11 protein-coding genes and 2 pseudogenes are annotated in these 14,531 nt (G+C 31.1%); 2 read left to right on the plus strand and 11 right to left on the minus strand.

Annotation, left to right across the window (positions count from 1 at the left end):
* Nucleotides 1-31: 31 nt before the first annotated feature.
* On the plus strand, nucleotides 32-778 hold the full coding sequence (locus ACGHJ8_RS10845; protein ID WP_211962179.1) for a helix-turn-helix domain-containing protein: 747 nt from the start codon (nucleotides 32-34) through the stop codon (nucleotides 776-778).
* A 20-nt stretch (nucleotides 779-798) separates the two neighbouring features.
* The gene (locus tag ACGHJ8_RS10850) at nucleotides 799-1,716 is read left to right on the plus strand and encodes an IS3 family transposase (protein WP_390542415.1); all 918 of its coding nucleotides are present in this window, start codon (nucleotides 799-801) and stop codon (nucleotides 1,714-1,716) included.
* 237 nt (nucleotides 1,717-1,953) lie between these two features.
* Here ACGHJ8_RS10850 and ACGHJ8_RS10855 read toward each other — a convergent pair whose 3' ends face one another.
* The 11 genes and pseudogenes from ACGHJ8_RS10855 to ACGHJ8_RS10905 form a co-directional block, all read right to left on the minus strand.
* Nucleotides 1,954-3,378 (minus strand): glycoside hydrolase family 1 protein, encoded by a 1,425-nt coding sequence (locus tag ACGHJ8_RS10855; protein WP_087360059.1) that lies wholly within the window; start codon nucleotides 3,376-3,378, stop codon nucleotides 1,954-1,956.
* 1 nt (nucleotide 3,379) lies between these two features.
* The gene (locus tag ACGHJ8_RS10860) at nucleotides 3,380-4,279 is read right to left on the minus strand and encodes an N-acetylglucosamine kinase (RefSeq protein ID WP_087360063.1); all 900 of its coding nucleotides are present in this window, start codon (nucleotides 4,277-4,279) and stop codon (nucleotides 3,380-3,382) included.
* Between the two features lie 54 nt (nucleotides 4,280-4,333).
* Nucleotides 4,334-5,680 carry a PTS sugar transporter subunit IIC gene (locus tag ACGHJ8_RS10865; protein WP_087360066.1) on the minus strand — a complete coding sequence of 449 codons (1,347 nt, stop codon included), beginning with the start codon at nucleotides 5,678-5,680 and terminating at the stop codon, nucleotides 4,334-4,336.
* Nucleotides 5,681-5,694: 14 nt separating this feature from the next.
* Nucleotides 5,695-6,027 (minus strand): hypothetical protein, encoded by a 333-nt coding sequence (locus ACGHJ8_RS10870; RefSeq protein WP_087360069.1) that lies wholly within the window; start codon nucleotides 6,025-6,027, stop codon nucleotides 5,695-5,697.
* Between the two features lie 13 nt (nucleotides 6,028-6,040).
* The gene (gene murQ, locus ACGHJ8_RS10875; protein WP_211963394.1) at nucleotides 6,041-6,940 is read right to left on the minus strand and encodes an N-acetylmuramic acid 6-phosphate etherase; all 900 of its coding nucleotides are present in this window, start codon (nucleotides 6,938-6,940) and stop codon (nucleotides 6,041-6,043) included.
* Nucleotides 6,941-7,136: 196 nt separating this feature from the next.
* Nucleotides 7,137-7,976 carry a MurR/RpiR family transcriptional regulator gene (locus ACGHJ8_RS10880; RefSeq protein ID WP_211963379.1) on the minus strand — a complete coding sequence of 280 codons (840 nt, stop codon included), beginning with the start codon at nucleotides 7,974-7,976 and terminating at the stop codon, nucleotides 7,137-7,139.
* A gap of 53 nt (nucleotides 7,977-8,029) precedes the next feature.
* Nucleotides 8,030-9,192 (minus strand): annotated as a pseudogene (anmK, locus tag ACGHJ8_RS10885) (anhydro-N-acetylmuramic acid kinase AnmK).
* Between the two features lie 103 nt (nucleotides 9,193-9,295).
* A pseudogene (locus tag ACGHJ8_RS10890) lies at nucleotides 9,296-10,351 on the minus strand (6-phospho-beta-glucosidase).
* A gap of 516 nt (nucleotides 10,352-10,867) precedes the next feature.
* Nucleotides 10,868-11,386, minus strand: a complete 519-nt coding sequence (locus ACGHJ8_RS10895; RefSeq protein ID WP_087360078.1) for a hypothetical protein — start codon at nucleotides 11,384-11,386, stop codon at nucleotides 10,868-10,870.
* A gap of 87 nt (nucleotides 11,387-11,473) precedes the next feature.
* Nucleotides 11,474-12,814, minus strand: coding sequence for a glycoside hydrolase family 1 protein (locus ACGHJ8_RS10900; protein WP_390540350.1), 1,341 nt, complete (start codon nucleotides 12,812-12,814; stop codon nucleotides 11,474-11,476).
* 112 nt (nucleotides 12,815-12,926) lie between these two features.
* Nucleotides 12,927-14,351: a PTS sugar transporter subunit IIC gene (locus ACGHJ8_RS10905; RefSeq protein ID WP_390540352.1), complete on the minus strand. Its 1,425-nt coding sequence runs from the start codon at nucleotides 14,349-14,351 to the stop codon at nucleotides 12,927-12,929.
* Nucleotides 14,352-14,531 lie beyond the last annotated feature (180 nt).

Genomic DNA, 14,531 nt, shown 5'->3' on the forward strand with positions numbered 1-14,531 from the left:
TAATTAAACACTGATACGGGAGGTTTTTATATTGGGAAGAAAAAGCAAATATTCTAAAGAACTAAAAATAGAAATATGTAAACGTTATTTGAATGGTGAAGGTTCTACTTATTCATTAGCTGATGAAATCGGCACAAATAATATGGTTGTTTATAGATGGGTTAAAAAATACAATGCTTTTGGTGAATCAGCTTTTGATGATTTAAAATCAAATAATGCATATACTAAAACATTTAAACGGATGGTTGTAGATGCTTATTTAAACGGCGAAGGTTCATTAGATGATCTGGCAATAAAATATAATATTTCTTCTAATAGCACTATCATAAAGTGGATAAAAGATTATAATAGTCATATGGAATTGAAGGATTACATTCCTGGAGGAGAAGATATCTATATGGCGAAAAGCAGAAAAGTAAATAAAGAAGAACGTATTGAAATTGTAAAGTATTGTCTTGAACATGATTTGGACTATAAGACAACAGCTAAGGTATTTGAAACAACTTACGCTAATGTCTTTAATTGGGTCAAGAAGTATAAGGAAAAAGGCGAAGATGGTTTAGGTGATAGACGTGGACATCATAAAGCTGATGAAGAAGTTGATGAAATGACTTTATTAAAACGACAGCTCAAACAAAAGGAATATGAACTTGAAATGGCACTATTGGAGGTAAGAATGTTAAAAAAATTGGACGAGATAGAAAGAAGGCGATATACAGAGAAAGCAAATATGAAGAAGAATATGAAGCAATCAAAGAAATTAGCGAAGAAGAAGTAGATAAAGGAAACACACCAAATATATCACTTATGTGTAGAATACTTGATGTCAAACGTGCAAACTATTATAAATGGCTTCATCATGAAAAGAGTATTGTAGACAAGGAAAATGAAGAGATAGCTGAGCTGATCAAAGAATATCATAAAAAATATAACGGATTATTAGGTTATAGAATGATGGCTGATAGAATAAATAGAGATCATCATAGACATTATAGTGACAAACGTATCTATAAGATCATGAGGACATTAGGTATTCAAAGCATCATTCGACCTAAACGAAGAAGTTGTACAGTTAGAAAAAATAACAACACAGCTAAGAATAATCTTAATAGAGATTTCAATGCATCAAGACCAAATGAAAAATGGGTAACTGATGTCACAGAATTCAAATATGGCCCACATAATGAATATAAGCTTTATTTGAGTGCATTTCTTGATCTCTATGATAGAACAGTCGTCAGTTATGAAGTTGGTAATCACAATAATAATATTCTTGTTTTTAATACATTTGATAAAGCAATTCAAGCTAATAAAGATGCACATCCTTTATGTCATTCGGATGGAGGATATCAATACACAAGTCCAGCCTTTGTAAATATCCTTAAAGAGCAGGGAATGACACAAAGCATGTCAAGAGTTCACTGCTGCATAGATAATGGACCAATGGAAGGCTTTTGGGGAATCATGAAATGTGAGATGTATTATTATGGAAAACATTACAACACAAAGGACGAACTTATTAAGGCTATTGATGATTGGATTCATTATTACATGTATGAAAGATATCAAAGAAGATTTGGAGTAAAGACACCATATGAAGTGAGAAGAGAAGCACTATCATTACAAACACCAAATCAATATCCAATATTAGAAAATAAAAGAATCATAAAATATAAACAAGAACATTATACAAGTAATACAACATTAGCTGCATAAAGAAAAATGAAGTTGTCTCCTCGGCAACTTCATCAAAAACATTTTTAATTATTTCACCTGTCTACTTGACAGGGGCGGTTCATGTGATATAGCTTAACATTTTATAAATATTAATAATGTTAAATACACTTCTTGTCAACAAAATCATTGAAGCATATAATCCTTGTTATTCATAGAACATAACAACATAATATTCAATAACTATTTTGAAAATTATTATTCTATTCAATATATTTATTAATGATTTTCAATAAACGTCTTATACCAATAAAAACTATCTTTTTTATATCGGCTATAATCTCCATTTCCTTCGTTATCAGCATCTACATATACGACACCGTATCTTTTTTCCATTTCACAACTTCCTGCTGACACAATATCAATAATTCCCCACATGCAGTATGCTAATACATCCACACCATCTTCAACTGCTTCTAAAATTTGATTAAAGTGTTGTTTCAAATACTCAATACGATAAGTATCATGCACAGTAAAATCCTTTTCTAAAACATCATGTGTACCCAAACCATTTTCAGATACCATAACTGGTTTTTGATAACGATCATATACTTTATTTAAAGTAATTCTCATACCAATAGGATCAATTTGCCAACCCCAATCTGTAGCTTTTAAGTAAGGATTTTTTGTTGTTACAACTAAATTACCAGCAGTTTGAGGTGCTTCTTCTATTGTTACCACACTTGAAGAATAATATGAGAATGAAACAAAGTCACATGTATTGTTTAATAGTAATTCTTCATCTTCAGGTTCCATATGAACATGAATATTTCTTTCTTTAAAAAAACGTTTCATATAGTAAGGATAATATCCTCTAGCTAATACATCTGAGCAAAACCATTGATTGACATTTTCATCATGAACAAGTTTCATATTATCTTCAGGCTTAGCAGTCAACGGATAATAGCAGAAACAAGAAATCATACACCCAAATTGTCCTTTAACAATTTTTTTACCATACTCAATTGTTTTGGCACTCGCTAAGAATTGATGATGTAATGATTGGAAAACAAGTGATTGATCATATGGTTTGTTTTCTTCCTTCACCAAGCCAACACCATTATAAGGACTAAAATATCCTGCATTTATTTCATTAAAAGGAAGCCAAAAATCAATATCATCTTTCCAACGATTCATAATTGTTTTAGCAAATTTAAAATAAAAATCAACCATTTTTCTATTCGTCCAACCACCATACTTTTCTACCAAATGTAATGGAACAGCATAATGATTCATTGTCAAAAAGATTTTTATTCCACTTTCTTTTAACGACTTAATAATTCCATCATAGAATTTCAATCCTTCTTCATTTGCTTCTTCTTCATCTCCATTAGGAAATATTCTTGCCCATGAAATTGAAAATCTATAAATATCTAATCCTAATTCTTTAATAAGTGCTATATCTTCTTTTATATGATGATATCCATCACTTCCCATACGAAAAGGATAATTTCCAACACCTTGGCATTGTTTTGATTTTTCTATAGTTTCATAACTTAATAAACGTGTTTTTGTTGTTGCTTGTTCTGTTCTAGGAAGATAAGGACGACAATCTTGAGTATCTAAACCCTTACCTCCTTCTTTATAAGCACCTTCATATTGACTTGAAGAAGTTGCACCTCCCCATAAAATTTTCTTTACCATTTTATTTCCTCTTTTCTTTATAATTGTCTATTTTTCCAAGCATAAATGCGCCATATTCTGGTGAATGAATAGGAGATATAAGTTCACAAGGTAAAAATTTTAATTGTTCTTTTAAAGGATTTAATATATAGTGTCCAGCATTAAATACTCCTCCTATATAAGAAACCTTAAAGGGAGAACTGAATTCTTTTGCTAACGTTCTGATAAGCAAACTAATTTCATAAGCGGCTTCTTGATATATTTGTAATACATGTGGATCTCCACAATCAGCAGCCATTGCTGCTATATAAGCTAACGAAGCGATAGAACTACGATCATTATTTAAGTTATTCATAAATGTGATTATGTCATAATCATTTATCAAACGACATTCTTTTTTGAGAATATCATATAATTGTGTTTTTTCTAAGCGTCCATCAATTTGTCGACAATAAACAGATAACATTTTTTTTACAATCCAAAATGCACTTCCTTCATCTCCTAATTGATATCCCCAGCCCCCGCATCTTTTAAATTTATGATTAATATTCGAAAGAGCAATAGATCCTGTTCCAGCAATGACTACAATTCCATCTTCTCCATTTAATGCACCTTGAACAGCAATTTCGACATCATTATATAAAGAAAATTGTCTTTTACCAAATGCACGATTGCAGACATTCTGAATTTTATCACGTAATTCTTTTTGTTGTCCATATCCAGCCAATCCTGCAACTACATAACAATTTTGGTCTGGATCCAATTCATTTACGCCTTCCTTTAAATATTGAACACATTTCTCCTCAGATTGATTTAAAATATGAACTGTCGGTTTTAATACATCTTTTTCTTTTTTTCCCTCTTCATTAAATAGAGAAAATTTGGTCTTTGTTCCGCCACCATCTATTCCTATATATTTCATATTTCTCTCCTATACATTATTAAAGATAAAGAGAAAAAGGAAAATCCTTCTTCTCTATTCTGCTGGTGCTTCTTTTTCTTCTGCTAATAATTCGTTATCATACATTTTAAAGAATGGATAATAAATAATAATTGAAATAATAATTAATATGACATTCAATACTGCAGCTCTCCAATCACCACCACAAGCCAAATAAGCACCAATAGGTCCTGGTAATGTCCATGGAGCAATAGTAACTGCACAATTCACTAAATTCATAGCAGTTGCTATCCAAGCAATTGTTGCCAAAATAAGAGGTGTTACAATAAATGGTATTAATAACATTGGATTTAATACTATTGGAGCACCAAAAATCATAGGTTCATTAATATTAAATATTGATGGTAAAATTGTTGTTCTTCCTAATGTTTTTCCATATTTAGATTTTGCTTTTACACAGAATAAGATTGCTAAACCTAAAGTAGCTCCTGACCCTCCAATATGTACAAACCATTGTAAAAATGGTTCTACACCAATATGTGTAGCGACTCCACCTGATGCAACAGCAGCTGTATTTTGATCTAATAAAATCAACCAAATTGGTCTTGCCAATGAACTGACAACTGAATCCCCATGAATTCCAAAAGACCAGAAGAACATAATTAAGAAAATAATTAACAACGTAGATGGTAATGTATCTGTAACACTAATTAATGGTTTAATCAAATTACCAACTAATTGATGTACATTTATTCCCAACCACATAGTGATTGTTGAAACACCTAAAATAATTATAATTGTTGGTGTTAATGATTCAAATGAACGAGCAACAGCTGGTGGTACAGCAGCAGGCATCGTAATCTTAAATCCTTTGACTTGTGTAAAACGATAAATTTCTACACCAATAAAAGCTGAGATGATACCAATAAACATTCCAGCTGATCCTAAGTATTCTGCTGGTATAACATATCCTGATGGCAAAGCACTAAGGAATGTACTTAATTCTGCATTTGTTTCTGCTAAAGCTGAAATAGATTCAGTAACATCAGGTATTGAAACAGGTACAATAGTTAATAAGAAAGTTAATTCAGCTAAAATAGCTCCACTTAATCCATCTAAATCATATGATTTAGCTAATGAATACCCAATACCAAAAACAGCATATAATGTCATAATATACATTGACATTCTATATGGCAACAAAATAGCTACGGCATTATCTTGAATTACTTGTCTAATACCCCATGATTCTGGCATTTGATTATAAGAAAATGCAATAACCATCAATAATGAACTTACAATAATTAATGGTAATGTCGCAATGATACCATCACGAATCGCTCTTAAATGTCTTTGATTTGATAATTTTTCCAAAGGTCCTGCTAAACGACCTTCGATCAATTTCGAAATTTTCTCAAACATTTTAATCCTCCTAATTATTTAAATAATAAAATAATGAAAAAAGCAACACAACCAAATAAACATCCTACAATCAAAAAATCTTTACAAATTCCTTTTTTCGTTTCAATAAAAAACTGTGAAAAAGCTACACTAAACCCACATACAATTCCAGTAATAATTGCATTTGGTAAACGATAATCAATATGCAACGCAACACATACATTAATGCAAATAATCAACGATAAAAGTGTCATAGCAGTAATAAATATTGCACTTTTAAATCCAAACATAGGTATATCATAATCAGTTACACCAAAAACATTTTTATATTTTTTATTATTTGCATCCTTAACCACATATTTTCTCATTTTATAGACTCCTTTATTTAAGATGTTTGACTGCAAAGCTAATATTTTCATTATTATTTTTTAAAGCTTCTAAACATTCTTCTTCTGTTTTTCCTGTCAATCCCCTAAGAATAGCAACTTTTACATTATAATGACTTTCCTTCAATAATTTTTTTGCATCTTCTTCCGGGATATCGATTGCTTGATGAACAATATTAATAGCTCTTAATCTTAATTTCTCATTTGTTGGTTGAACATCAACCATTAAATTCCCATATACTTTTCCCATCTTAATCATCGATGTTGTTGAAAGCATATTTAAAACCAGCTTCTGTGCTGTACCAGATTTCATTCTTGTTGAACCTGTAACAACTTCCGGTCCTACAATAACTTCAATTGGATAATCAGCATATTGCGAAAGCTCCCCTTGATGAACACAACATATCGAGATTGTTGAACACCCTTTTTGTTTTGCATAAATTAATCCACCTATAACATATGGTGTTCTTCCAGATGAAGCAATTCCACAAACAACATCATTTTCATTGAGTTCGATTGATTTCAAATCAAGAATGGCCAGCTCTTGTGAATCCTCAGCACCTTCAATAGCTGTTGTTAATGCCTCTTTTCCACCTGCGATCAATCCCTGGACAAGAGTAGGTTCGACTCCATATGTTGGAGGACACTCAGAAGCATCTAAAATTCCTAATCTTCCTGATGTTCCCGCACCTATGTAAATCAATCTGCCACCACAACTCATCTTCTCATAGATACAATCTACAGCTTCTGCAATTTTAGGTAAGACGTCTTTTACTGCTATAGCAACTTTTTGATCTTCATTATTGATGACTTTCAAAATATCTAACGTATCCATTTCATCAATATGTAAAGATTCTTTATTTATCTGTTCTGTATCCAAGGCATTTAATTTCATTTATTCTCCCCTCTCCTTCCAAAATTATTATATCATTATTAAAATATTCTCCTATAAGAAACATGATATATCTTTGCTCACAAACTAACCAATTAAAAATCATCCCACTAAATATTTTCTAACATCAAAAAAGGTACTCTTTTTATCATTAAAGAATACCCTTAGACTTTTATTTGAATATAATACTTATTAATTTTTATTTCAACAATCTAGAAACAAGATCTTTTGTTTCTAAAAGCTTATCTTTATTATCTTGTAAATCGTTCTTATAAACACCATAGTATAAAAGATCCGTCATAACTAAAGAAGCTGTTCTTGACGAAATTGCTCCAATTCTAATTTCTTTCTCTTCTAGAGGTACAAAAAGATTAACAGTTGAATTTTTCGCTACAATATTCTTAGAATTCTGTGTAATAGAAATACATGGTATACCATCGGACTTAAGCTTTTTAGCCATTCCTGTTAATCCTGTTGTCATTCCAGAGTAACTAATAAAAACAGCCACATCATTTGGACTCATGCTTTCTGCAAATGTCATTTGAACATGAATATCTGAGTTGTAGATAGCTTTCTTACCTATTCTAATTAGTTTTTGTGAAAAATCATAAGCCACAATGGCAGAACTACCTACTCCAAATAAATAGACAGTTTGAGCATTGATAATATATTCAATAGCTTTTTGTAAATTCTTTTCATTAATCATCTGATATGTTTTTTGAACAGTTGAAATATTCAATTGACAACATTTATGAATCAATGTTGAAAGATCATCTGTTTCCTCTAAAACAGCATCAATATTTTCTTCTTCATTTTGTTGAGATCCTGCTAAACTGATTTTTAAATCACTAAATCCTTTATAACCTAGTTTTTTAGAAAAACGGATAACTGCAGCTGCAGAAGTCTGTGTTTTCTTCCCCAACTCCTGTGCTGAATCATTTAATATATCATGAGCATGTTCCAAAATATATTCAGCAATTATTTTCTCTGTTGTTGTATAACTTTTTTGAGCTTCCCTTATCTGTACTAAACAATTCACAATATCATCACCTAATATTTATTATATCAATCAAAAAAGAAAATTACTAGAAATTATCTAGGTTTAGGTGTGATATTTCCTAATACGACATAGTCTTTTGCGCCAGTGGCACTTTTTACATTAGAAAAATGGTGATGCAATGTTTCATTTCCCATAATCACAAATGCGATGGCTTCCTTTGCATCACTTGAATAGCCCATTTCATCTTGTGTGTAAACTTTCACAGGTGATAATTCTTGACGAATCATATTCATTAATGTCAAGTTATGACTACCACCGCCACCAATTACAACTTTATCTAAAGGATAATTTGGCAAAATATCACGTTGATAATGATACGCTATAGATTTTGCCGTAAAATAAGTCAATGTTGCTATAATATCTTCTGCTTTTTCATACTTATAATGATGTAAAAGCTGTTGAACATAATTTTCTCCAAAATCTTCTCTACCAGTAGATTTTGGTGGCTTTTTTGACATATAAGGATGCTTCATCAACATATTCAAAAGTCCATCTATAGTATGTCCCTTGGCTGCAATTTTTCCTTGATCATCATATTCTAAACGATAAAGCTGACGACACGCTTCATTAATCATCATATTACCTGGTCCCGTATCGAAAGCCTGAATCGCATCAATATCTTGTCCCACTAACAATGTCACATTGCCAATACCACCAATATTTTGCAAGGCAATATTCTTGCATGGTTCACTATATAACAAATATTCACTATAAGGTACTAATGGTGCCCCTTGTCCACCTGCAGCCATATCCATGACCCTAAAATTAGAAACCACTGTGGTATTCAACTCATATGCCAACACAGCTGGTTCTCCTATCTGTAGTGTGGATGGTATTAATTGATTTTTCAAAAAAGGAATATGGTAGATAGTTTGACCATGTGTCGCAATAAAAGAAATATCTTTTTGTGCTACATCATATTTTTTAAGCAAAATTCTCACAGCCTCAACAAACAAATACCCCAATTCAAAATTCAAACTACATATCTCATCAACACAAGAATTCTTTTCATCACATGTTTTTTAATTTTCTCTTTCATATCTATTGGCATAGGATACTCATGATAACCTATAACTTTCATCTTTGTTTCCATGCCAAACCCATCAATATCCACTAAAACAGTATCAATTCCATCCATAGATGTACCCGACATGATTCCAATTGCATACATCATCATCACCTCAAAAAAAATCATACACTTATTAAAATAAAATTTCAATATTCTAACTTTGTTTTTAAAATATTATTTATTTCAATAAAAAACAGTAAGATTTGACTCCTACTGTCTTTTATTATGATTATAATCCTTGTTCAGTTAATTCTCTTGCAACATCATCTTTGATTGTTACACCTTCTGCTTCAAGCTCGGCAATCTTATCTGCAAATTGTGGTAAATATTTTTTATGGGCAAGTAATAATTCATCTAATACTCTTTTTGCTGTGGCTCCTGATGGAATCTGTGGATTTAAAATAAATGCCTGTAATGCTTTTCCATAGTCACCTGTAACTGCAGCTTCTTCTACACACCATTCCATATTTTTCATGCATTGTAACCATCCTCTTTGAGCAGGATGTAATGGTCCAAAGGCAATTGCTCTTGCTCCTGTAGCTCCAATGAATGAAGAAACTTCTACAGCTGCTTCAGCTGGTAAATCAGGGACTGCTCCATTGTTTCTTGTTGTGACAACAATATGTGTGTTTTTATTCGCATAGATAGATGCAATTGTTTCACAGGCCGCATCATTATAATGTGCTCCGCCACGTTTTGCTAATTGTTCTGGTTTATGATCTAAATCAGGATTTTTATATAATTCAAACAATTCTTCTTCAGTTTGTTTGACCTGTTATGCTCTTTTTCCAATTGTATTGTATTCTTCAAGTCCATGTTTCAACATTTCTTCTTGACGATAATAATATCTATGATATCCACATGGAATCATTTGCATTGTATCGAGCTGTTCTTTAAAGAATGGAATATCATGAATATTAGCTGGAATTCCTCCAGCTCCATTTGTTTCCTGACCTAACATGCCATATGAAAATGGAATTCTTTCATCTTTGACACGTGCATTTAATAGTCCAACTCTAAATTGAGTCGTCACAAAGTCTGCATCTTTTAATGCTTCTCTACGGTCTAAAGTGAGATGCACTTTGACATCATATGGTGAAGCATCCCACATACGTTGAGCCATTGCTCCAACGATTTCAAGTTTTTCTTTTCCATCTTCAATATCAACTAACCAAACTTCTTTAATTGGAAGTTCATTGTATCTTTTAATGAATCCTTCCATTAATTCTGGTGTATAGCTACTTCCTCCACCAATTGTAACAATTTTTACAGGTTTCTTTTCCATTATTTTTTCCTTTTTTGATTTTTATAGTTAACAACAACATCAATATTTAAGGAGTCATAAAACAATCCAAGAAATGTCCCTCTATTATATATATACGCAATAAATACTTCATTTTACTTCTTATTTAGACAAAAAAGTTAAAACAACTTTTTCTAAGACAAATATAGCACAATATTTGCTCATTGTAAGCATTATGATATACTATCCTTTCTCTTTTGTCATTCTTTACATAATACTCAAAGCATTATTCTTCATTAAGAATCGTTAAATTTATAATACAAATAATATTTAATTATACTTTTAAATGATTTTAACATTCCATTCATTTTGACAGATAACTCTTTACATAATTTTAACTTATACATTAAATCCTTTAAAACACATTATCTCTATAAATTATAAATAGATAACATAATTTAAAAATGAGAGATCATATTTACTAATTCATGATAGTAAAACCAATAAAAAAAGGATTCGACATTTAATATCAAAATCCCTATTGCTCTTATATAGAATTTATTTTTGAGATCGTGCTTCTTTTGCAGCTTTCTTTTCTGCTTTACGTCTTTCTTTACGATCTTTCTTTTCCAAAATACGATATACATCTGTATACTCTTTAACCGTACAATGGATTCTTTTATTTGCTTTTACGACTTCATGTACGAATTCCACTCTTTCTTTAGGGAAGAAACAATACCTTTTCTTTGTATCAGTATAAATTTCAATAGCATGTGGTCTTGTCACTAAATCTGCCCATCTTGGAACAGGATCACAAATAGTTTCACAATGCATTAAATCAACATGACTGTTTTTCCATAAAGCATAATGAATTGTTAATTCCTTTTTTTCAATTGAATATTTATATGGACGCATACCAATGAAAACGACAAAGCAAAGAATAGTAAAGATCCCAATAATAAGAACTGTTTGTAAATCTTGTGTAAATGCAGTAAATAATGTATAAAAAACTAATGCTGCTAAAAAAATAATTGTTGCAGTATTGATTCTATATTTGAACGTTTTTACTTCTTCCATAAAAATCCCCACTTTCCTTGTCTATTATACATGATATTGACATAAATAACAATTTAAAAATTTCTCTTATCTTACATTTTATATATTTTATTCATCATCAATTGTTCCACCATTTGATTGGATAACATTTTTATACCACTCAAAAGATTTCTTCTTATATCTATTCATATCTTTTAGATTATCATTATCTCTATTCACATAAATCATTCCATAACGTTTATTCATATCTGCTTGTGATGATAATATATCAATAGGACCCCAAACAAGATAACCTCTACAATCCACACCTTCTTCAATAGCTTTTCCAACTTGCCTAATGTGTGCATCAAGATAGGCTATTCTTTTATCATCTATGACTGTTCCATTTTCAAAGATGTCTTCGACACCTAAACCATTCTCAACTACCATAACTGGTAAACGATACTTTTCATAAATATCTCTTAAAGCGATACGAAGACCCACAGGATCGACTGACCAATTCCACTGAGATACTTCTAAATAGGGATTATTAAGAATATGATACGAATATTGAGAATCATGCTGTACAATATCACTGTTATAATAACTTAAAGAAATCCAATCCACCGTATTTTTCTTCATTATTTTCAAATCATTATCTTCCATAACAGGCATTGTTTGATCATGCTGCATCTTATTTAAAAAATAAGGACTATATTCACCATGAACAAATGCATCCAAAAAAACATTTGTTTTTTCCATATGATTTCTTGCTGCTAATTCATCCATAGGATGACAAGATGCACTATAGTGAGGAATATACAAAACCATTCCCAACATTAAACCATTTTCTATTGTATGAACTTTTTCCGTCACTTTAGCATGTGCATATAATGAATTATGCATTAATTGATGAAAAAACAATTCTTCCTTCACACCCTCAGGGCAAATGGCACCATATGCTAATTTATGACCACCCAATATAATTCCATTATGCTCATTAAAAGAAATCCATTTTTTGACTCGATCACCATATCTATCAATCATTTTATAAGCATATTTAATAAATTGATCAACGACAATGCGTGAATAAAATCCATTATATTTTTCATATAATACCATCGGCATTTCAAAATGATATAAAGAACAAATAGGTTCCATTCCATGAGCAATCATACTATCAATATAACGATCATAAAATGCCATTCCTTCTTCATTGAAACGAAAACCATCTGGCATCACTCTTGACCAATCTATTGAAAAACGATAACTTTTAAATCCCATTTCTTCAAATAACGCAAAATCTTTATCATAGCGATGATAACTATCTACACCATCGTGAAAATTCGAAGCATCATCTCTAGCCAATAAATCACATACTGAAGGCAATTTTCCATCAATATTATATGCACCTTCACTTTGATGAGCAGTGACTGCACCACCCCATAAAAAGTTTTCTGGAAATTTCATTTTCTTCTCCTTTATAAATTATGAATGTTCAGATAAAATTTTAAATGAAAAAAGGTTGATGCTATTAATAGATAAACTATTATAGCACAACCTTTTATTTTCAATTTAAATCTTATTCAGCTTCAGCAGCTTGTTTATTTTGATATCTTTCATAGAAGATAACAAATGGAATGTAAATAAGAGTTACTAACACTACTGCTAAAATTTGACATACAGCACCCATTGGGTTACCACCTGTTGCTAAGAATCCATAGAATACTGGTGGCATTGTCCAAGGAACTTCAAGTACAACGGTAGGCATGATTTTCATAAGTGTTAATACATAACCTAAAACGATACTTGCTACTGGAGCAATGATAAATGGAATACCTAAGATTGGGTTCAATACTAATGGAATACCAAATGTTACTGTTTCGTTAATGTTGAATAATCCAGGAACAACTGATAATGTAGCAATTGCACGGTTATCAGCACGTTTACCAAAGATAAAGATTGCAATAACTAAACCAATAGTAACACCAGAACCACCGAATTCACCAAACATTACTAACAAACCTAAGTTCAAATCATAATATCCATGAGCTTGAATTTCAGCAGTTAAAGGCATTGTTTTACCTTCAGTGAATAATGCAGTATTAGCATATAACATAGGTTTGAAGATTGGTTCTTTAACAGCTGCCATCATGTTGTTACCATGAATACCAACTAACCAGAATAATGAGATTAATACATACATTAAGCACACTGCAAAGATATTACCACCAATAATATTAGTTAATGGTTGTTGAATGTAATAAGAAATTAAGTCATTTAAATATTTACCAGTTGCTAAATATGCAACATGACCAATTAAACCAACGATAACTAACATTAAGAATGCTGGAATTAAAACTTCGAATGCACGAGAAACACCTGGAGGTACTTGTTCAGGCATTTTGATTTTTAATGCATCTTGTTTTCTTAACCATCCATAAATTTCCATAGCTAAGATACCAACGATTAATGCAGTAAATAAACCAGTAGCTCCTGTATAGTTAGCACTAATACCAGAGAATGCAGCTGGAGTTAAATCTCCTAATTTATCAGCTACTGTAACTGCTACTTCTTTTCCGTCTACGACTTTCATAACAGCATTACCTGCAGCATCAGAAAGTGCTTGACCTCCTACAGAATAACTATTTGGAGTAACTACTAACCAAGCAATAAATGATAATACTGCTGGGAAAGCACCAGTTTCACCATTAGCTTCAGCAATTTCTTGCCCAACTAACATAACTACACCAATAGCGATACATGAAATAGTTGCAAATTGAATTGCAGCAAATACAGGGTTAACAACTTCTAAAGCCATGATTGGTTCCCATAAAGCTCCTAAACCGCTTGATTTGTTAACCAATACGTTTGTCCATAAAACCCCAATGGCACCAGCGATAGTTGCTGGCATAAAGTTTTGGAACGCATTTTTAATTGAACCTAAGTACTTGTTTTGACCGCACCAAGCTCCAATACGCCCTAGCTTATCAGCAAAAGCATCCATAAAATTTTTCCTCCCTTAAAATATTTTTGACAATATAAGTATAAATTCTTTTCATATAAAAGTCAATGCTTTTATATGAAAAGTATGGTACTTTTCCAATAAAATATGGTTTTAATTAATATTTTTACTTTATTTTTAGTTTATTTTACCTGTTTTTTATTCTAAATTTATATATTTTCA

The sequence above is a fragment of the Massiliimicrobium timonense genome (assembly GCF_042850985.1).
GTDB lineage: Bacteria > Bacillota_I > Bacilli_A > Erysipelotrichales > Coprobacillaceae > Allocoprobacillus.